Genomic DNA, 19,659 nt, shown 5'->3' on the forward strand with positions numbered 1-19,659 from the left:
GTTATTTCCCCCCCTCTTTTTTCACGGGCGAGATGTTGTGGCAGCTCCAGCAGTAGGGGCTGACTCCGACGGACTCGTGGCACTTGTCGCAGAACTTGTCCTTGTTCTCGTGGCAGCCCATGCAGGTATTGGTCAGGCTCATGTTGAACTGCTTGCCCGCTTCGTTGGTGTAGACACGCTTGCCGTTGCGGATGACGTCGTCGCGCCACTCGTTCAGAAGAACCATGTGCACGTCGCGCATCTTCTCGGTCTTGAGGATGCATTCCTTGGAGTTCTTCGGCTTCTCCGTCTCGATCTTGAGCGGAGGCTGTCCGATTCCCTTGAGGAAGGGGAACAGCGCCAGGCCGAGGAAGATGATCAGGCCCGGGATGATGTATTTCGCGTTGTACATTATTCTTCCTCCTCACCCTCAAGGCCGGGCAGGTCTTCCTGGCGCAGGTTCATGGTGCGCGGTTCCTCGCCGTCGAAGACCAGGGCGTTGCCCACCAGTTCGTGCAGGCCGGTGACCTTCACGCCCGGGGCCCAGTAGTCGGCCAGGCCGGGCAGGGTGGCGCGGTCGATGGCGCAGATGCAGCTCATGGTGTTCACGCCGAACTTGTCCTGGACGTACTTGAGGGCGTTGCCGCGGGGCAGGCCGCCGCGCAGGCGCATGTCCGTGAACTCGCCGTTGTTCAGGCCCGCGCCGCCGCCGCAGCAGAAGGTCTGCTCGCGGATGGTCTGGCTGGGCATGTCCACGAACTTCTCGACCACGTTCTCCAGAACGTAGCGGGGTTCCTCGAAGAAGCCCATGCCGCGCGAGGTGTTACAGGAGTCGTGCCAGGTGGCCACGATGCCCGCGTTGCGGCTCTTGTCGAGGTTGAGCTTGCCGTTCTTGATCAGGTCGGCGGTGAACTCCACAAGGTGGATCATCTTGGTGGACTTGGCGTTGTCGAACACCGTGCCGGTGATGGGGCTTTTCGGCACCTCGAGGAAGTCGGCGGGGCCGTTCATGGTGTCCATGAACTGGTTGAGCACGCGCCACATGTGGCCGCACTCGCCGCCGATGATGTACTTCACGCCCAGGCGCTTGGCCTCGGCGTACATCTTGGCGTTCAGCTTCTTCATCCACTTGTCGTTGGTGAAGGAGCCGAAGTTGCCGCCTTCCGACGCGTAGGTGGACCAGGTGACGTCCAGGTCCAGGTAGTCGAAGAGCAGCAGGTAGCCCATGAAGGTGTAGATGCCGGGCTCGGCGAAGATGTCGCCGGAGGGCGTGATGAAGAGGATCTCCGCGCCCTTGCGGTGGAACGAGGGCTCCACGCGCCTGCCGGTGATGGTCTCGATGTCGTCCACCAGGAAGTCCATCATGTCCTTGAAGGCATGAGGCTGGATGCCCAGGTGGTTGCCGGTGCGGTTGCAGTTGGCCACCGGCTCGAGGATCCAGTTGATGTTCACGCCGATGCGGTTCATCAGGTCACGCGCCAGGAAGGTGATCTCGGCGGTGTCGATGCCGTAGGGGCAGAACAGCGAGCAGCGGCGGCACTGGGTGCACTGGTAGAAGTACATGAACCATTCTTTGATCACGTCTTCTTCCAGCTTGCGCGCGCCGGCCAGCTTGCCCAGGATCTTGCCGGCCATGGTGAAGTCGCCCCTGTAGATGGAGCGCAGGAGCTCGGCGCGCAGCACCGGCATGTTCTTGGGGTCGCCGGAACCGATGTAGAAATGGCACTTGTCGGCGCAGGCTCCGCAGCGCACGCACACGTCCATGAACACCTTGAGGGAGCGGTACTTCTTGAGCAGCTCGCGGAAGCCGTCGGTGACGATCTCGCGCCAGTCGGGCGGGAGCTTCCAGTCCTCTTCGACGGGGTTCCATTCTCTGGGGTTGGGCAGGCCAAGGTACTTGAGCACCTCGGGCTTGCCGGGATAGGAATAATTTCCGAGTTTAAACTCAGGCTTCACGTCCATCCACGGCTCGGCGGGCGTGGCGTAATTGACGTTCATGAGTTCTTCAGGCGGCGCCATCTTCGACATACGATCTCCCTTGTGGAAATACGCCCAGCCCGGGGCGGTTTAGGCTTCCTTGTCCACCGGCAGGCCGGCCTCGATCATCTTCTCGCGGAAGTCGTCCTCGTAGTCCTCGTAGCTGTGAGGCTTGATGGAGGGGTCGTTCCAGGGGTTGATGTAGCGCTCCATGCGGGTATTGTTGGGCAGGTTGCGAGTGGGGGTCAGGAAGACGCCGCCCAGGTGCATGAGCTTGGAGAACGGGAAGTAGGCCCAGAGCACGCACACCAGGAAGAAGTGCATGTAGAAGGACCAGTCGATGTTCGGGGGGATCACCGGCTGGAAGCTCACCAGCCCGATGGCCAGCTGCTTGATGGCGATGACGTCCACCTTGGCGAAGTAGCGCATGTAGATGCCCGACAGCGCGATCCCCAGGATGAGGAACAGCGGGAAGTAGTCGGACGCCAGGGAAATGTAGGACAGCTTGGGGTCGAACAGGCGCCTGGCCAGCAGGAAGGTCACGCCCACGACGAAGAACACGTCGGTCAGGTAGAGCGTGGGCACCGCGATCTGGAGGATGGAGTCCACGAACTCGATCCCGGTGATCAGGAAGGGCACGGGCTCCAGGAAGAAGCGGAAGTGCCTGATGAACACGATCAGGAAGCTGTAGTGGAACATGAGCGCGAACAGCCACAGGGACTTGTCCGAGCCGTAGGCCACGCGGCCTTCCTCAGAGCGGTTGTCCAGCTTGGTGTTGCGGAAGAGGCTCCTGAAGGTGAGCACTTCCAGCGCCATGCGCACGAAGGTCTGCCCCGGGGTGGAGGGGTTGTCGAACTTCGCCTGCTTGATCCAGGGCAGGGAGTATTGCTGCCCGCCCGTGGTGGCGATGGAGAAGGGCTGGGGCGTGGAAGCCCAGCCGACAACCTTTTTGACGAATCCCGCCACGAAAACCACCACAGCCACGTACGGGACGGCGATCCCGAACACTTGCGCCATTCCCGCGTTGGCCCCGAGGGCCGCGACGGCGGCCAGTGCCAAGACGGCCAGTAATGCGGTTACGAGTCCAGCCATGTACCCTCCACCTCACGTTGATCCATTGCGCCTGGCCGGCCTAGTCGGTCGGCTCGCCCTCGCCGATGCCCACGATCAGTTGGGCGCGTTTAAGGAGTTGCATATGCTCCCGCTTGAGTTCCTGGAACTTGATCTCATGGAACTTTTCGCGGCATTTCGCGTAGAGGTCCAGGCTCGCCAGGGCCAGCCCGTCGATGCGCGACTCAAGGGCAACGAACTGCTCCCAGGCGTCGAGCTTCTTGAGCTCGCCCCAGAGCCGTTCGCGCACGGCCTTCTTGAGCAGGAAAAGGAAACCCGCGGCCTGGGACGGCGCGAAGTTCTGCACCGCGCGCACGCGCACGATCTGGTCCAGGTGGTCGAGCACCGCCTCGAGGGCCTTCTCGTCGTTCTTGGCGATGATGTAGTCCACCACGGCCGTTACTGCCGCGTGCGAACGCACGCCCACGGGATTGTGGAAGGGGTCGCCCCCCTTCTTCCATAGCTTGGCGGTCTCCGGGGGGTAGGTCTCGAGGATATGGTGATACCAATCCTCGACGATGGCCTCCCGGTTCTTCGCCAGAAGTTCCTCGACGGTTTTCATGAATGCCCTGTGTGATCAGAAAAAAGAGTGACGCCTTGTTCGCCCCGTCACAAACGCACCCCACATACCCCGCAAGGGGCCTCCTGTAAAGATTGAAAACGTTTGCATGGCGCGCGGATCAGCAAAAAATCGGCCTGGATGCGCCGCTGTGGTTTACAGTGTTTTTCGTTCTGACTATGAGCTTCGGTTGAGCTTCGTCACGAACCCGCAACCGGCGCGAAAGCGGACAGGACCAGCGCATGACCCCCTCCCAGGGACAGACGGGAATCCTCCAGGCGGTGGGCAGCTTCCAGGGCGTGTCCCGGTACCACGGCGTCATGCCCAGCAGGCACGCCCTGGCCTACAGCGACAAGGACATCGAGGAGCTCGTCGGGCAGGGGCTCATGGAGTGGGCCAAGTTCACCTACGGGTGCGGCAAGGAGTTGAAGGGCCTGCGCCTGACCCCGGAGGGGGAGCGCTTCCTGGAGCAGGCCGGGCACGGGGAGGACGGGCAGCCAGGCAGCGAGGAACTGGCCTACGAGCACCTGCTCATCCTTCAGGACCTCTTTCATTTCAGCCGCATGCCGCGCTACCGGCGGATGATGCCCGAAAAGAAGGCGCGGTTCTACCAACCCGCCGACTTCGAGGACCTGGTCAACCGCGGCTACATCCTGCGCTTGAAGATCAGGGCGCAGGGGGAGGGGACCCAGAAGGGCTACGTGATCTCCGGCAAGGGAGAGCGCGCCCTGCGCCAGGCCGGGCTCGTCTAGCGCCGCGTCCTTGAAGGACGTGAGCATGCTCTTTAGGGGAAAATGTAATTATTTAGGGTTATTGCCCAAGGATGAATGCTCATTCATTCTGTGGGCGTCGCATTCGCGCGCCCGCGCTGCGCCGCGTCCGGAGCGCCGATGCTGATGGCCGCGGCGTCGGTGCGCCGCCACTCGATCTCCAGGGCGAACTTCTCCTTGTCCTTCTTCTGCGAGACCTTCATGGAGAAGTCCATCACCCCGCGCGGGCGCAGGCGCAGGCACTCCTCGCCCACGGTCATGCACACCGACCCAGCCCTGAACCCGGCCAGGATATCCTCCAGGTAGGCCACCACTTCCCTGGTGTCCATGACGCCTTCCACTTTCACCTTGTCCTTGCCCATGCTTGTTCTCCTTTTCACAAGAGCTCCGACGGCCGCGCGGCGCGGGGTCGGATTCGCGCATGGACCGGCCTAGCACGCCAAGGTGACGAACCGGTTTCAGCCGATGCGCCCGATGCGGGCGGCGAGCCCCCGCAAGGCCGCCAGGGCGCTGGCGCGCCGGACCTCCCTCCTGTCGCCCGGGAAGAGGAAGCGCTCCGCGTCCGCCTTGCCGTTCACGCACCAGCCGATCCAGACCGTGCCCACGGGCTTCTCGGGCGTGCCCCCGGTGGGCCCGGCCACGCCCGAAACCGACAGCGCGCAGTCCGCGCCCAGGCGTATCGCGGCCTGGGCGGCCATGGCCAGCACCACGGGTTCGCTCACCGCGCCGTGGGCCTCCAGTTCGCCCGCAGGCACGCCCAGCAGGCCCTGCTTGACGCTGTTGGCGTAGGCCACCACGCCGCCCGTGAACCAGGCCGAGCTGCCCGGCATCTCGGTCAGGGCGCAGGCTACGAGCCCTCCGGTGCAGGATTCCGCCGTGGCGCAGGTCATGGAGCGGGCCGCGAGAGCCGCCGCGAGTTCTTCAACCGCTTGCCCGATCAGGTCCGGTCCCATATCCTCTCCTTCGCTTGACCTGGGGCTTTGCCCCAACGTAAGACCCGGCCACCCTAACACACGCTCCCCGGAGGACGCCAATGCTCGACGTGCGCTTCGTGCGCAAGAACATCGACCTGGTCCGCCAGGCTCTTGCCAACCGCCGCATGAACCTGGACCTCGACCATTTCATAAGCCTGGACGAGAAGCGCCGCGCCCTGCTCACCGAGGTGGAGGCGCTGAAAAACGAGCGCAACGCCTCCTCGGCCGAGGTGGCCAAGCTAAAGCGCGCCGGGCAGGACGCCTCGCACCTCATGGAGCGCCTGGGCCAGCTGTCCGAGCGCATCAAGGCCCTGGACGAGGACGCGCGCAAGGCCGACGAGGAGTCCGAAACGTTCCTCTACGGCCTGCCCAACATCCCCCACGCCAGCACGCCGGTTGGGGCCGACGAGAAGGACAACCCCGTCATCCGCGTGGTGGGCGAGAAGCCCTCCTTCCCCTTCGCGCCCAAGGAGCACTGGGAGATCGGCCAGAACCTGGGCGGGCTCGATTTCGACCGGGCCGCCAAGATCACGGGATCGCGCTTCGTGGTGCTGAGGGGCCAGCTGGCCAGGCTCGAGCGCGCGCTGGTCTCCTTCATGCTCGACGTGCAGACCCGCGAGCACGGCTACACCGAGGTGGCCACGCCCTACATCGTCAACTCCGCGAGCCTGCGCGGAACAGGACAGCTGCCCAAGTTCGAGGAGGACCTCTTCCGCCTCGACTTCAAGGACTACTACCTGATCCCCACGGCCGAGGTGCCCGTCACCAACCTGCACCGCGACGAAACCCTGGACGAGTCCATGCTGCCCATGGGCTACTGCGCGTTCACGCCCTGCTTCCGCTCCGAGGCGGGCAGCTACGGCAAGGACACCAAAGGCCTCATCCGCCAGCACCAGTTCGACAAGGTGGAGCTGGTGCGCTTCTGCCGCCCGGAGGAGTCCTACGAGCAGCTCGAGCTCTTGACCTCCCACGCCGAGGAGATCCTCAAGCGCCTGGGCCTGCCCTACCGGGTCATCGCCCTGTGCACCGGGGACCTGGGTTTCGGCTCGGCCAAGACCTACGACATCGAGGTCTGGCTGCCCGGCCAGGAGGCCTACCGGGAGATCTCCTCCTGCTCCAACTTCGAGGACTTCCAGGCCCGCCGCGCGGGCATCCGCTTCAAGCCCAAGGGCGGCAAGGCCCAGCTCGCGCACACGCTGAACGGTTCGGGCCTGGCCGTTGGCCGGACCATGGTGGCCCTGCTGGAGAACTGCCAGCGCGAGGACGGCTCCGTGGTGCTGCCCGAGGCCCTCAGGCCCTACATGGGCGGGATCGAGGCGCTCACGCCGTAGGCCAGACCGAAAGGACCGGAAAAACGGCCGCGCCCGGGACGTGTTCGTCCCGGGCGCGGCTTTTTTGTGAGGCGGGGAGGGCCGGGGCGGCTTGGGGTTTCCGGAAGCCCCGGAGGAGGGTCACTCGTTGATGACGCTCAAGTCCCAGTAGTTGAAGCTCTTGTCCAGGAGCTGGTAGCCGAATTCGATCTCGAAGGGCATCCAGATCAGGAGCTTCGTGTCCTTCTCGATGATCTTGCTCAGGTTCTGGAAGTTGGAGTAGTCCAGCACGCGGTGGATTTCGGTGAAGTGGTCCACGAGCCCGGTGCAGTAGAGCATGAACGAGTTTCCGAACAGCGCTGACTTCGGAAGGAGCTCTTGCGTGCAGCCGTCGCCGGACTTGAAGATCTTGTAGTCCGAAAACGTCGGGTGGGGGAGGGTCTGCCTGCACGGCGCGCCGCCGGAAGCCTGCTCCGTGACGGAGACGATCTTCTCACCCGGGGGAAAGAACACGCCAAGCGAAGCGGCCTCGCCGCCGACGAAATCCACCTGTGCCCCGGGGGCGAAGGCGTCGTTCCAGGGGACGTTCGTTCCCATGAGCGTGTTGGCCCTGGAGACGATCTCCTGCGAGACGCGCAGGGCCGCGACGTAGCTCCAGTGCATGTCCGTCTTGAAGTAGACGTTGCCCCGGCCCTTGTTGTCCGTGAGCAGTCGCCTGACGTCGATGTGCTCCATGCCGCAGGCGTTCAGGAGGCCGATGAAGCGGGAATAGCCGTCGGTGGAGGGGCGTTTCCGGGATATCTCGGGAAACCGCTCCCCGTAGACGGTGGGCTTCAGGGGCACGGGAACCACGAGCAGCTTGACGCCCCTCGCGTCGAGAAACGCCTTCAGGGCGAGCAGCCGTTTTTCGACGGCGCCCCACTGCTCGCCGCTCAGGTTGTCGGTGGTGGGGATGTACCTCTGCGCGAGCTCCAGGTCGCAGAGCCAGCCGTCCTCGCCCAGGACGACCTGCTTGGATTCCCGGAAAAGCGTGAAATCCAGCTGGTTCTTGAGGCGCACGAAGAGGGGGCGCAGCGAGAAGGTGGTGTTGAAGTGCTTCGAGAGTTCCTCGAGCCCGTTGCCCGACTTCACGAGCTCCGTGAACGAAGGGGGCGTCTTGCCCTTTCCTTCGCCGAGGCCGCCCAGGTCGACGAGGTTCGTGGCCCAGTTGGCGGCGGGCAGGAGGCAGAAGACCGCGAAGATGGCGCAGACGGCGGCTTTGCCGAAGCGGCCTGTTCTCGTGTGCATGGTTTTCAGAACCTGAAGTAGATGAAGGGTGAATACGTTCCGGCCGCCACGAAAGAGGTGCTGACGACGAGCAGGACCGCCACGCACACCGGGCGCAGCAGCCTTGAAAGCCCTTCGCGCCCGGGCTGCGCTTCATGCGCCTTGAAGCGGAAGAAGGAGAGGGCTGCGGCGACGGCGAACGTGAGCAGGATCGAGTTGTCCATGGCCACGGCCCGGACCCCGGCGGCGCTCCCCGGCAGGAACATGCCCTTGAGGTAGTCCAGGGCGTGGCCGATGCCGGGCGACCTGAAGAGCACCCAGCCCACCGTCACCAGGAAGAACGCGTAGAGCGTCTTGACGGCGCGGTTGCCGGCGAACGCCAGGTCAATATTCCGTGCGACCCGTTCGATGATCAGCCAGACCCCGTGGTAGACGCCCCAGGCCACGAAGGTCCACGCCGCGCCGTGCCACAGGCCGCAGAGCACGAAGACGATCATCAGGTTCAGGCAGACGCGCCCGAGCCCCCTGCGGTTTCCGCCCAGCGGGATGTACAGGTAATCCTTGAACCAGGTGGAGAGCGACATGTGCCAGCGCCGCCAGAAGTCCGTGATGGAGGTGGCGCGGTAGGGCATGTTGAAGTTGGGCGGGAAGTGGAAGCCGAACAGCAAGGCCAGCCCGATGGCCATGTCGGTGTAGCCGGAGAAGTCGAAATAGATCTGGAAGGAATACGAAAGCGCTCCGAGCCACAGCGTGGCGGCGTCGAGCTGCGCGGGGGGAGCCGCGAAGACCTGGTCCACGTAGGCCGCCAGGGTGTCCGCCAGGAGGACCTTCTTGGCGAAGCCCAGCGTGAAGACCCACAGACCTTCCGAAACCATGGCCCAGGTGGTCCGCCTGTCCTCTATCTCGGTCCTGATCTGGTTGTAGCGCACGATGGGCCCGGCCACGAGGTGCGGGAACAGCGAGAGGTAAAGCGCGAAGTCGTAGACGCTCGACGCCTTGTGCTCGTGCCGCCAGACGTCGACGAGGTAGGCGATGGCCATGAACGTGAAAAAGGAGATGCCGATGGGCAGCGGCGGAAACGCGGCCACGTCCGGCGCGGCGCGCCCGAGGAGCGCGTAGAGCGACGAGCAGAAGAAATACGAGTACTTGTAATAAATCAGGACGCAGAGGTTGGCCGTGATGCCGAGCGACAAAAGCGCCCTGGCCGTGCGCCTGCTGGCCGCCCCGATGATCCCCTGGCCCGCGAAGTAGTTGAAGAGGGCGGAAAGAAGCAGGATGACGGTGTAGTTGCCGCTCCCCCAGTAATAGAACGCGAAGCTGGAGAGAATCAGGACGATGTTCGGCCAGAACGTGCCGGAGGAGCATTTCACCGCGAGGAAATAGAGTGCGGCGACGGCAGGCAGGAAAGCGAAAAGGAAGATGGGGAGGCTAAATACCATGGTGGCTTCGTTCCGTTCGGCCCGGGAGTTCGCGCCGGCGTCCCTCGCGACCCGCCGCGCGCGAGGCCCGGGGCCTTGCTTTCGTTCTTCGGGGCGCGCTTTTGCCGGGCGGCCCGTACACTTTCCGCCCTGCGGAGGCGGAACCCGCCCCCGGGCCTATACGTCCAACGGAAACGAACACGCAAGCCCCGGCATGGCGCCGCGAGGCGGCTTCCACCCGGCAACGGCGGCGGGCAATCTCTCCCTGCCGCGGAAGGGGAGGGAATTGCCGACTTGAGCGCGCGGCCCCGGGGGGGCTTTGCGTTCCGTACTTTCGACAGGCGGCGGGCGTCCGAAGCGAAGGCGTTCAGTTCCAGGGCGGGGCTGAACGGACGCCGTGGATGCCGCGCTCGCCGGAGGTCAGTATGTAGCGGTCCGGCGATTCGATCAAACTGCTGAAATCCTTGCCCTCGAGAACGTTCCAGAGCAGGAACGTGACGTCCTCGAAGTACGGCGCGATGAGGTTGATGTTCTGGTCGAAGAACGAATCGATGATGATGTACGTCCTGCCCTTGATGAGGCTTCCTTCCGGGCCGCCGTGCCGGAAGCGCTTGGTGGGTTCGGCGGGGGTGAAGGGGGTGTTTTTCGGAGCCTCGAGCACGATGATCCCGGGGCGGTTCAACTCGATGAGTTCGATGGTCTCTTCCCGGTTCAACCCGAGCATGAGGTTGAGGTTTCCCTTGTACTGCTTGCGCAGCTTGACCTTCAGGCTGCCCCAGTCCCACAGGCCGGGCTGGATGGAGTCGACAAGCGCCTCCCCGGCAACGGCCAGCCCCCATTCGCTCCAGTGGTCGTCGGTGCGGTAATAGAGCGGCAAGCCGGTCCAGTCCTGCTTTCTCTCCTGGATGACACGCCGCAGGTTCACGTAGCCGCGTATCCCGGCATCGCCGAGCATCTTGTCCAGCGTGTCGCTGTTTTTCCTCGGGACTTCCAGGAGATGGTTCAAATCCTTGTTGAAGTGCTCGGGATAGACGGCCGCCTTGTTCGGGGCCAGGGCTATCCTGAAGTCGATGCCGCGCTGCTGCGCGATGGATTCGAATTTCTTCAGGTTGCCGACGGTCGCGGCGATCTTTTCGTCGCTGAAGGTCTGGATGTCGTAGAAGATGAACATCCAGCCGGACCGGCCGAAGATGACGCTGGCGAGCTTGTTCGTCCTGGCCTGGCCGAATTTGTCGGCGAACAGGTCGTGGCGTATCGTCGCGGTCAGGTTGACCGCCTTGGCCCGGAAAGGGAAATGGTCGGTCAGATAGGAGGTGAGCCCGTCGAAGAACTTGAGGTTCATGACGGACTCGAACGACAGGCTTGGAAACGAACCGAGCGCGCGGTTCTCGATGCTCTGTGCGTTCCACCCGCACAGCGAGGCGAGCCACGGCATGGAGAGAACGGCCAGGAACAGCGAAGAGATTGCGATTTGTTTGGTCTTGCGCATGGCGATCAGAATTGGAAGTAGAGGAACGGGCTGAAGTTGCTGGCGATCATCATGATCACGGCCAACGGGAACGCGAGCAGGAGCGTGGCGGGCCAGGCCGCCCGGGAGCCCAGGCCCTGCCCGCCTTGCAGCAGGACCCCGAAGGAGATGCGCGCGGGCATGAGGAATATGAGCGCGGCGCAGGCCAGGGTGGCCATGGTGGAGTTGGTCAGGGTCGAGTCGATGCTCGTGGCGAGATGCAGGCCGCCCGGGGAGAACATGTTTTCGTAGATCGACAGGGCGTGGTCGATGTTGTTCGCCCTGAAGAGCACCCAGCCCAGGATGACCAGGAAGGCGGTCAAGGCGCGCCTCAGAGCGAGTTCGGCAGCCGTTTTCGGTTCGAGGCGCAGGCCGGACACCCTCTCGGCGATGAGCAGCAGCCCGTGATACGCGCCCCAGAGTATGAAGGTCCAGTTCGCGCCGTGCCACAGGCCGGTGACCAGGAACACGAGCGACAGGTTCGCATACGTCCGGAATCCGGAGACGCGGTTGCCGCCCAGGGGGATGTACAGGTAGTCGCGAAACCAGCTCGAGAGGGAAATGTGCCAGCGCCGCCAGAAATCGGTGATCGAAAAAGCGGAGTAGGGGCGGCGGAAGTTCTCCGGGAAATCGAAGCCGAACATCCGCGCGAGCCCGATGGCCATGTCCGAGTAGCCTGAAAAATCGAAATAAATCTGAAGCGTGTACGCGATGGCCCCCAGCCAGGCCGTGGCGGTGGTCATCTCCGCGCCCGGCAGGGAGAAGATCGAGTCCGACAACGCGCCGATGGGGTCGGCGATGACCACCTTCTTGAACAGGCCGTGCGCGAACCGCAGGACGCCGAGCGAGAAGCCGTCCAGGGTGTGCGCGCGCCGTTCGATCTGGTGGGATATCTGATGAAAGCGCACGATCGGGCCTGCCACGAGCTGCGGGAAGAAGACGATGTAGAGGACGTAATCGGAAAAGCTTCTCGGCGTGTCGACTTTTCCGGAAGACACGTCGAAGGCGCAGCTCATGGCGTGGAAGGTGTAGAAGCTGATGCCGATGGGGAGCACGACGCTGTCCCAGGCGATCGGCGAGGCTCCGAAAGACAGGGAGAAACGGTTCAGTTCCGATACGAAAAAGTTGGCGTATTTGAAGTAGGCGAGCAGGCAGACGTTGCTCACCACTGTCGCGGTTACCCACAATTTCTTTCTTTCCGCATCCGCTCGCCCGAGTTGTTTTATGAAGGAGTAGTTCACGATGAGCGATGCCAAGAGAATCGCCGTGAGAGCCCCGCTTCCCCAAAGAAAGAAGGTGAAGCTGAAAAGGACCAGGATGACGTTGCGCAGCGACAGCGGAGATATGTAATAAGCCAGCAGGGTCAACGGCAGGAAAAAGAATATGAACGGGATGGATGAGAACACCATGAAATCGTGCTCCGGTCTGGAATCTCGCCTGCTGGGTCAAGAGTGGGCTTTGCTCGCGCCGGTGCCTGCCGCGACCAAGGCGTCTGTCCGCTTCATGCGGGTCCGGCGGAAACCGTAACGGTCAGGCTGTTTTTCTTCGGAGCCGGATCATTGCCGCAGGAAGGCTCACACGTCCAGCAGAAACGACCGCGCGAGCCCCAGCACCTCGTCGTAGGGCCGCCGGTTCTTGAGCATGAGGGCCAACTCAAGGCCCATGCGCATCTTGTGGCGGGCCTCCAGGACGAGCTCCCTGGCCTGGGCGTCCAGGCGGCGGCGGATGAAGGGCTCGTCCAGCCCGTCGATGCACAGGCGCAGCGCGTCGGCCAGGTAGGGGAAGCTCACGCCCGGCAGGAACGCCGAGAGCCCGGTGCGGCCCTGCCTGCGCGCCCAGAGGGTGAAGAAGAGGAGCTTCAGGACGAGCTCCTCCGGGCGCGTGGAGTGGGACAGGTCCGGAAACACGGCCGGGTCCAGGTCGCCCGAGCGCATGGTCTCGATCAGGCCTTGGGCCTGCTCCATGGCCTTGGATTCGTCCAATACGGGCATGCCGAAGGCCCCGGAGAGCGTGATCAGCGTGCGCGCCGGGTTCTCGCCAGCGGCCATGGCGCAGGCCGCCTGGCGCATGAGCCTGAGCTTGCGCCGCCAGTCCCGGGCCAGGGCCTGGGATTTGGCCTGGGCCATGAGCCTGACGAGGTCGTCCTCCATGGAGGACGTGGCAGCCTGGAGGAGCATCCTGGTGTAGGGCTCGGTGACGGCGCGCAGCTCCTCGGCCAGGGCGTCGGGTCCCCTGCGCGTGTCCGTGAGGCGCTTCATGGACAGCCAGTAGGCCGCGTACCCCGCCGCCGGGATGGCCACGAGGTCGAGCCGGGTCTGCTCTGGGCTTGCTTCGGACATGGCCCATCTTGCAAAATGCCCGAAACCAAGGCAAGCCCCGGGCATGAAAGAAATCACCCTCGACTCCCCCAAGCCCTGCTGAACGCCCGAGCCGCCGGCGGTCTCGCCGGCAGAAACCTGCTGCGGCAAACCAGAGCCCCTTTCCGCTCCTGATTCCGGCCCGGGCGCCTGCCGTCCAGGCCAGACTCAGCTGCCGGATATCCCTGGCTATTCCCGTTGCGCCTTCGTCGCGGGCTTCGTGGACACCCCGGCCGGACGCGTGCCCCGTGTGAAGACTGCGCTCGACCGCGCGGACCGCCTGGGCGCGGCCCTGGTGCGCCTGGGGATCGGGCGCGGAAGCTACCGCGTGGCGCCCGGGCTCTACGCCGTGGGCCATCCCGGCCCGGAGTCCCCGGTGCTGGTCACGGCGAACTACAAGCTCACTTTCGACTCCCTGCGCAAGGAGCTCTCGGGCGTGGACGCCTGGCTGCTCGTGCTGGACACCCAGGGCGTGAACGTCTGGTGCGCCGCGGGCAAGGGCAGCTTCGGCACGCGTGAACTGGCTTGGCGCATCGCCTCCTGCGGGCTCGAGAGGGTCGTGGCCCACCGCAGGGTCGTTGTGCCGCAGCTCGGCGCTCCCGGCGTGGCGGGCCATGAGGTCAGGAGGCTCAGCGGTTTCCGCGTGGTCTTCGGCCCGGTGCGCGCGGGCGACCTGCCGGAGTTTTTCGCCTCGGGCATGAAGGCCTCCCCGGATATGCGCCGGGTGCGCTTCACCCCGCGCGAGCGCGTGCTGGTGGGGCTGGTGGAGTTCGCCAACGAAAGAAAGACCATGGCCCTGGTGGCGGCGGCGCTCTTCGTCCTGGCCGGGGCGGGGCTCGACGTGTTCTCGCTGGAGCGCGCCTGGCGCGGGCTGTGGACCGGGTTTCTGGGCTACGCCCTGGGCTTTCTGGCGGGCAACGTGCTCACCCCGCTGGCCCTGCCGCGTCTGCCCGGGCGCGCGTTCTCGCTCAAGGGCGCGGCGGCCGGGGCGGTCCTGGGCCTGGCCTCCTTTCTCGCGGGCCAGCCCTTGGCGCTCACCGCCGGGATGTGGCTGGGCTCGGTGGTCGCCGGGTCCTGGTACGGGATGAACTTCACGGGGTCCTCCACGTACACCTCGCCCTCCGGGGTGGAGCGGGAGATGCGGGGGGCCATTCCCTTGCAGGCCGCAGGACTTATCCTTTCGACAGCCCTGTGGTTGTGGGGGCTTGGAGGCTGGTCATGAAAGAGCTCAGATACCTTCCGGGCGTGGCCACGCTGCGCCTCGACGAATCGGCCTGCACGGGCTGCGGGACGTGCAGGCAGGTCTGCCCGCACGCTGTGTTCGGCACGGGAGCGGGCAAGGCCCGCATCGAGGACCTGGACGCCTGCATGGAGTGCGGCGCGTGCGCGCTCAACTGCCCGGAGGGGGCGCTCTCCGTGAGCCAGGGAGTGGGCTGCGCCCGGGCCATCATCAACGGCTGGATCACGGGCGGGCCGCCCTCGTGCGACTGCGGGGGAGGCTCCGGCTCCACGTGCTGCTAGTGTGGCGTCCACAAAATGAATGCACATTCATTTTGTGGATAATGGTTTGAGATAATTATTTTTATCCTTGAAAAACATGTTCATGTCTTTCAAGGGCGCGACACTAGGCCTGCGCGCGAACCCTGCGCGGGTGTCTTTCCGGTCGCTTTTGCCCTTGAGCGCATCTTCATATCTTTCAATGTTGACATGTAGGATGGCCGCGCCGGAAAGTCGTTTCCGTATCGCCTTGGTGCGCGCCACCGAATAGGCCGGTGTATATTCGGATTTGTTCTTGCCTCTTCCTTGGCGATTCTTCGCCATGTCGTTCGACTCGCCTCTAAAATCTTCCGACTCTTCCACAAAGCAAGGCCTTGAGTTCAGTTTTGTACTTAATCTTAATGCATATTTGGTGTTGAATGATGCCGTTCTGTTTCTGGAGATGGGCGATATGTAAGGTCATCAAGAAAAGTGTTGGCACGTTTTACACTCAATACGCTCGAAATCTGAATATAAAATCAATACAAATATGATTATTTCCAATAATTTTAATGTGATATGTTGAGTCAATTAGCGTTGGCGCGCAAAATGCTAACCAAGTTCCAAGACCGACATCCGGCGCGACGCCGGACAGCGGAGTGGCAGCGTCGCCAGTGGCCAGGGCAGGGGTAAGTCTTTCGCGTCCAATCGACAGACACTTGAGGGGAGAACCAACGTGAACAGGAAGGTGAGAAATCTGCTTATGTCCCTGGGCCTGCTGGCGGCTTTGGCCGCGCCGGCCTACGCGGACATCAACTTCGTCAACGGCGGCTTTGAGAACGGCAACCTCGACGGCTGGACCCTGAACTCGCAAGCCTTCACCGCAGGGCCGAGCTACACAACTCCGGGCACCGGGCTGACCTCCTGGTCGCCGGGCACCAACGGCGGCACCGCTGTGCAGGTTCTGCCTCCGGGCACCGACCCCATCGTGGGCATCCACACGCAGTACAACAACATGTCCGCCAGGATCGGCGACAGCACCGCCTGGGGCTACACCGGCATCGGCGGCAACCAGTACAACTCCATCACGCAGAGCGCCACGGTCACCGGAACCGACCCCGGCTTCCTGTATTTCGCCTGGGCGGCCGTGCTCGAAACCTCGTTCCACAGCTACTTCGAAACCCCGTACTTCCAGGTTAGTATCAACAACCTCACCCAGGGCACGACCATCTACAACTACCAGCGTTACGAGCAGGACGGCGGCTTCTGGACCACGGTCGGCGGCTGGCAATACAGCACCGGCAACAGCGGAAGCTACCCCGGCTGGTACGTTGAGTCCCTGGACCTGGGCGCCCTGGGCGTTGCCGTGGGCGACGTGCTGGAGCTGACGGCCCTGGCCCGCGACTGCGACCTGAGCGGCCACGCCATGTACGTGTACCTCGACGGCTTCGGCGGCACGCCTCCGCCTCCTCCGGGCGTTCCCGAGCCCGCCAGCATGATCCTGCTCGGCGCTGGCTTGGCCGGCGTGATCGCCAGGCGCAGGATGAAGAAGTAGCACCCGCTGCACCGGTCCCCTGACGACAAAGGGCGGCGCCTTGAAAAGCGCCGCCCTTTCTTGTGCGGGAAGCGGGGAGGGAGGCGCCCGGCTATTTCTTCATGAACTTGTTGCCGATGCTGAAGCCCGCCCCCAGGTCCGGGCCCAGGCCGTAGTAGCGGCGCTCTCCCGGCGCGTAGATGACCGCGCCCATCTTGGTCAGGTCGATCTTGCCGTCCGTGAGCACGGACTCGTCGGCCTTCACGTCCATGATCTCGCCCACGAACTGCGTGTGCAGGCCGAGCTCCAGCACTTCCTTGAGGCTGCATTCGATGATCAGCGGGAATTCCGCCACGCCCGGGGCGTTCACCGTGTCCGCCTTCACCGGCGTGAGCCCGGCCGCCGCGAACTTGTCCGTGTCGCGGCCCGAAGCCATGCCGAAGTAGTCGGCCTCCACGGCCTGGGCCTGGGAGGGGATGCTCACGGTGAAGGCCTTGGCGGCCTTGATGCAGCCGTGGGTGTAGGTGGCGGCGCGCAGTGAGATGGCCAGGCAGGGCGGCTTGGAGCAGCAGATGCCGCCCCAGGCGATGGTGGCGCCGGTGGCCTTTCCGGCGGGGTCGTAGGCCCCCACCACCCAGGTGGGCGTGGGGGAGGCCAGGGTCTTGGCTCCGAGGGAGACTTTCATGCGGTCATTCCTTTACGGCTTCCAGCCGTCGGTGTGGATGCGTTCGGGTTTGAAGCGGTCGGCCTCGTAGGAGGGCATGTCCGGCCGGCCCACGGGCACGAAGCTGTGCGGGACCATGCCCTCCGGGATGCCGAGGAGCTTGCGGAAGTTCTCCACGCGGTCCTTTTCCGGCCACACGCCCACCCACACCGCGCCAAGGCCCTGGGCGTGCAGGGCCAAGAGCAGGTTCTGGGTGGCGGCCGCGCAGTCGATAGGCCAGTAGCCCGGGTATTTTTCCAGGGCAAGTTCGGCGCAGACCAGTATACCAGCCTGGGCCTGGCGGGCCATGGCCGCGTAGGGGTGGAAGCCCGGAACCGCGTCCAGGAGCGCCCGGTCGGTGATCAGGACGAAGTGCCAGGGCTGCGAGTTGCCCGCGCTGGGCGCGCTCATGGCCGCCTGGAGCGCCAGGTCGATCTTCCCCTGCTCCACGGGCTCGGCCGTGAACTTGCGGATGGAGCGGCGGGTGAGGATGCATTCGAGTGCGTCCACGTGGTGTGCCTCCTTGGTGTGCTGCCCGGCTGATAGCGCGCCCCGGGTTTTCAAGTCCAGTAACTGACCGGAATGTAAGCTAGGCCCGGTCTCAGATCATGCCCTCCAGCACCTTGACCACGGCCGCGAAGTCGAGCTCGCCCAGGCCCTTGGACATGCCCTGGTTGTAGAGCTGGAGGTTCGTGAACGCCCCGGGCGCGGGGCAGCGCAGCTCGCAGGCCGTGTCCGCGATGAACTTGATGTCCTTGGCCATGTGCTTGAGCGGGAACTGCGCCGGGAAGTTGCCCTGGAGGATCATCTCGCGCTTGATCTTGAACAGGTCGCAGGCCAGCGGCCCGCCCAGGGCCACCTCGTACATGGCCTCGGTGTCCAGGCCCCCGGCGCGGCCGAAGCTGATCATCTCGGCCAGCCCGCCCATCATGGAGGCCAAGAGCAGGTTCACGCTCATCTTCATCATGGAGCCCTTGGGGGCCGCGCCGCAGTAGACCACCTTCCTGCCCATGGCGAGAAACAACGGCTCCAGGGCGGCGACGGCCTCTTTCGGCCCGCCCGCCAGGATCACCAGCGCGCCCTGCTGGGCCGGAATCTTGGAGCCCGACACCGGCGCGTCCACGAACACCGCCCCCGTGGCCTCCACGCGCGCGGCCAGCTTCTCGGTGTAGGCGGGCGCGACCGAGCTCATGTTGACCACGGTCTTGCCCTCCTTCAGGGCCGGGGCCATGCCGTCCTCTCCCCAGAGGATGGCCTCCAGGGCTTCCGGGCCGGTGACCATGATCACCAGTATGTCGCGGCTTCGGGCCAGTTCCAGGGACGTATCCATCACGGCCAGCCCGGGCACGGTCTCGGGCGCGGGCCTGGTGCGGTTGTACACGGCCACGTCGTGGCCTGCCTTGGCGATGTTCAAGGCCATGGGCTTGCCCATGATGCCCATGCCGGCGAATCCCACGGAGAGTTTCATTTGGCGGCTCCTTGAGCTAGAGGTGGCGCGAGGCCGATTCGCCCATCAGGGCATACCAAAGGGCCGGGGAAGTCAAGCGGGATGGACGAGGGCAGGCGCATTCTTCACCTGGACATGGACGCGTTCTTCGCGTCCGTGGAACAGCTGGACGACCCGTCGCTTCGCGGCAAGCCCGTGATCGTGGGCAAGGGCGACCGGGGCGTGGTCTCGGCCGCCTCCTACGAGGCCAGGGCCTTCGGGGTGCGCTCGGCCATGCCCGTGGTCCAGGCCCGGCGGCTGTGCCCGCACGGCATCTTCGTCTCCGGGCGCATGCGCCGCTACTCCGAGGTGTCCAGGCAGGTCATGGCCGTCTTGGGCGAGTTCTCTCCGCTGGTGGAGCAGGCGTCCGTGGATGAGGCCTACATGGACGTCACGGGCACGCGCACGCTCTTCGGCCCGCCCCTGGAGCTGGCCCGGGCGCTCCAGGCGCGCGTGCGCGAGGCCACGGGGCTGTCGTCGTCCATCGGCATCGCGCCGGTGAAGTTTTTGGCCAAGATCGCCTCGGACTTCCGCAAGCCCGGCGGCATAACCGTGATCGAACCGGAGGACGTGGCGGCCTTCCTCAAGGACCTGCCCGTGGGCAGGATACCGGGCGTGGGCGGCAAGACCCTGCCCAGGCTCGCCTCGCTGGGGGTCGCCACCTGCGGGGACGTGCTGCGCTATTCGCGCGAGTTCTGGGAGCACAAGCTCGGGGAGTGGGGCAGGGTGCTGCACGCCAGGGCCATGGGCCTGGGCTCCACGGAGATCGTCACGGGCCACGAGCCCAAGTCGTCCAGCGCCGAGAACACCTTCGAGCGCGACGTGGCCGACGTGGAGGAGCTCAGGCGCTGGATGCTCCTGCAATCCGAGCGCGTGGGCCGGGACCTGCGCAAGCACGGGCTTTGCGGGCGCACCGTGACCCTGAAGGTCAAGTTCTCTGATTTCAAGCAGATAACGCGCAGCCACACCCTGGAGGAGCCCACGGACTCCGACGGGGAGATCTTCCGCGCGGCCTGCGCCCTCTTGGACCAGGTCGCGCTGGTGAAGAAAGTCCGCCTGATCGGCGTGGGCGTCTCCAACTTCGCCAAGGGGCCCAGGCAGCTGAGCCTCGTGCCCGACGCGTCGAAAGAGAAGGCCGGGCGGCTCGACCGCGCCGTGGACGCCATCCGCGACAGGCACGGCAAGGCGGCCGTGAAGCGCGGCAGGCTGTTCACCGGCTCCTGACGCGCCACC

20 protein-coding genes and 1 pseudogene are annotated in these 19,659 nt (G+C 64.7%); 6 read left to right on the top strand and 15 right to left on the bottom strand.

The annotated features are described in order from the left end of the window. Position 1 precedes the first annotated feature (1 nt). From dsrJ to ACZ5V4_RS13235, 4 genes are read right to left on the bottom strand one after another with little or no spacing between them, the layout of a single operon-like run. Complete coding sequence (gene dsrJ / locus ACZ5V4_RS13220; RefSeq protein WP_464315331.1) at positions 2-391, bottom strand: sulfate reduction electron transfer complex DsrMKJOP subunit DsrJ; 390 nt, start codon at positions 389-391, stop codon at positions 2-4. Beyond that, a complete protein-coding gene (gene dsrK, locus ACZ5V4_RS13225; protein ID WP_464315332.1) occupies positions 391-2,007 on the bottom strand; it encodes a sulfate reduction electron transfer complex DsrMKJOP subunit DsrK in 1,617 nt (538 codons plus the stop codon). Before dsrK ends, dsrJ begins: the two co-directional genes overlap by 1 nt. A 39-nt stretch (positions 2,008-2,046) precedes the next feature. Next, on the bottom strand, positions 2,047-3,048 hold the full coding sequence (dsrM, locus tag ACZ5V4_RS13230; protein ID WP_464315333.1) for a sulfate reduction electron transfer complex DsrMKJOP subunit DsrM: 1,002 nt from the start codon (positions 3,046-3,048) through the stop codon (positions 2,047-2,049). Between the two features lie 40 nt (positions 3,049-3,088). Continuing rightward, the gene (locus tag ACZ5V4_RS13235) at positions 3,089-3,628 is read right to left on the bottom strand and encodes an RsbRD N-terminal domain-containing protein (RefSeq protein ID WP_464315334.1); all 540 of its coding nucleotides are present in this window, start codon (positions 3,626-3,628) and stop codon (positions 3,089-3,091) included. 239 nt (positions 3,629-3,867) lie between these two features. On the opposite strand from ACZ5V4_RS13235, the gene ACZ5V4_RS13240 reads away from it, so the two are divergent. Beyond that, positions 3,868-4,377: a hypothetical protein gene (locus ACZ5V4_RS13240; protein ID WP_464315335.1), complete on the top strand. Its 510-nt coding sequence runs from the start codon at positions 3,868-3,870 to the stop codon at positions 4,375-4,377. 83 nt (positions 4,378-4,460) lie between these two features. Here the strand turns inward: ACZ5V4_RS13240 and ACZ5V4_RS13245 are convergent, their stop codons facing one another. Together ACZ5V4_RS13245 and ACZ5V4_RS13250 are read right to left on the bottom strand one after the other, a co-directional pair. Next, a complete protein-coding gene (locus ACZ5V4_RS13245; RefSeq protein ID WP_464315336.1) occupies positions 4,461-4,757 on the bottom strand; it encodes an amphi-Trp domain-containing protein in 297 nt (98 codons plus the stop codon). A 96-nt stretch (positions 4,758-4,853) separates the two neighbouring features. After that, positions 4,854-5,348, bottom strand: coding sequence for a CinA family protein (locus ACZ5V4_RS13250; RefSeq protein WP_464315337.1), 495 nt, complete (start codon positions 5,346-5,348; stop codon positions 4,854-4,856). Between the two features lie 80 nt (positions 5,349-5,428). Here ACZ5V4_RS13250 and serS point away from each other — a divergent pair, with 80 nt between their 5' ends. Next, on the top strand, positions 5,429-6,700 hold the full coding sequence (gene serS / locus ACZ5V4_RS13255) for a serine--tRNA ligase (RefSeq protein ID WP_464315338.1): 1,272 nt from the start codon (positions 5,429-5,431) through the stop codon (positions 6,698-6,700). 120 nt (positions 6,701-6,820) lie between these two features. Here the strand turns inward: serS and ACZ5V4_RS13260 are convergent, their stop codons facing one another. The 5 genes from ACZ5V4_RS13260 to ACZ5V4_RS13280 form a co-directional block, all read right to left on the bottom strand. Continuing rightward, entirely contained in the window at positions 6,821-7,966 is a 1,146-nt protein-coding gene (locus tag ACZ5V4_RS13260) for an alginate O-acetyltransferase AlgX-related protein (protein WP_464315339.1), read from the bottom strand. Positions 7,967-7,971: 5 nt separating this feature from the next. Further along, on the bottom strand, positions 7,972-9,384 hold the full coding sequence (locus tag ACZ5V4_RS13265; protein WP_464315340.1) for an MBOAT family O-acyltransferase: 1,413 nt from the start codon (positions 9,382-9,384) through the stop codon (positions 7,972-7,974). A 346-nt stretch (positions 9,385-9,730) separates the two neighbouring features. Then, on the bottom strand, positions 9,731-10,852 hold the full coding sequence (locus ACZ5V4_RS13270) for an alginate O-acetyltransferase AlgX-related protein (RefSeq protein ID WP_464315341.1): 1,122 nt from the start codon (positions 10,850-10,852) through the stop codon (positions 9,731-9,733). 5 nt (positions 10,853-10,857) lie between these two features. Beyond that, the gene (locus ACZ5V4_RS13275; protein ID WP_464315342.1) at positions 10,858-12,279 is read right to left on the bottom strand and encodes an MBOAT family O-acyltransferase; all 1,422 of its coding nucleotides are present in this window, start codon (positions 12,277-12,279) and stop codon (positions 10,858-10,860) included. Between the two features lie 165 nt (positions 12,280-12,444). Further along, a complete protein-coding gene (locus tag ACZ5V4_RS13280; protein ID WP_464315343.1) occupies positions 12,445-13,209 on the bottom strand; it encodes a hypothetical protein in 765 nt (254 codons plus the stop codon). A gap of 91 nt (positions 13,210-13,300) precedes the next feature. On the opposite strand from ACZ5V4_RS13280, the pseudogene hgcA reads away from it, so the two are divergent. Together hgcA and hgcB are read left to right on the top strand one after the other, a co-directional pair. Continuing rightward, positions 13,301-14,449, top strand: a pseudogene (hgcA, locus tag ACZ5V4_RS13285) (mercury methylation corrinoid protein HgcA); the annotation flags it as partial. Further along, complete coding sequence (gene hgcB / locus ACZ5V4_RS13290) at positions 14,446-14,748, top strand: mercury methylation ferredoxin HgcB (RefSeq protein ID WP_464315344.1); 303 nt, start codon at positions 14,446-14,448, stop codon at positions 14,746-14,748. The pseudogene hgcA and the gene hgcB, both read left to right, overlap by 4 nt. Positions 14,749-14,775: 27 nt before the next feature. On the opposite strand, the gene ACZ5V4_RS13295 is transcribed toward hgcB, so the two are convergent. Then, positions 14,776-15,048, bottom strand: coding sequence for a hypothetical protein (locus ACZ5V4_RS13295; RefSeq protein WP_464315345.1), 273 nt, complete (start codon positions 15,046-15,048; stop codon positions 14,776-14,778). Positions 15,049-15,439: 391 nt separating this feature from the next. On the opposite strand from ACZ5V4_RS13295, the gene ACZ5V4_RS13300 reads away from it, so the two are divergent. Beyond that, a complete protein-coding gene (locus ACZ5V4_RS13300) occupies positions 15,440-16,258 on the top strand; it encodes a PEP-CTERM sorting domain-containing protein (RefSeq protein ID WP_464315346.1) in 819 nt (272 codons plus the stop codon). Positions 16,259-16,349: 91 nt separating this feature from the next. On the opposite strand, the gene ACZ5V4_RS13305 is transcribed toward ACZ5V4_RS13300, so the two are convergent. The 3 genes from ACZ5V4_RS13305 to ACZ5V4_RS13315 form a co-directional block, all read right to left on the bottom strand. Next, positions 16,350-16,922 (bottom strand): flavin reductase family protein, encoded by a 573-nt coding sequence (locus ACZ5V4_RS13305; protein ID WP_464315347.1) that lies wholly within the window; start codon positions 16,920-16,922, stop codon positions 16,350-16,352. A 12-nt stretch (positions 16,923-16,934) separates the two neighbouring features. Then, complete coding sequence (locus ACZ5V4_RS13310; protein WP_464315348.1) at positions 16,935-17,450, bottom strand: nitroreductase family protein; 516 nt, start codon at positions 17,448-17,450, stop codon at positions 16,935-16,937. 91 nt (positions 17,451-17,541) lie between these two features. After that, a complete protein-coding gene (locus tag ACZ5V4_RS13315; RefSeq protein WP_464315349.1) occupies positions 17,542-18,408 on the bottom strand; it encodes an NAD(P)-dependent oxidoreductase in 867 nt (288 codons plus the stop codon). Between the two features lie 81 nt (positions 18,409-18,489). Here ACZ5V4_RS13315 and ACZ5V4_RS13320 point away from each other — a divergent pair, with 81 nt between their 5' ends. Continuing rightward, complete coding sequence (locus ACZ5V4_RS13320) at positions 18,490-19,650, top strand: DNA polymerase IV (protein WP_464315350.1); 1,161 nt, start codon at positions 18,490-18,492, stop codon at positions 19,648-19,650. The last annotated feature ends 9 nt before the right edge of the window (positions 19,651-19,659 follow it).

The organism is Fundidesulfovibrio sp. YSD1 (assembly GCF_055397115.1).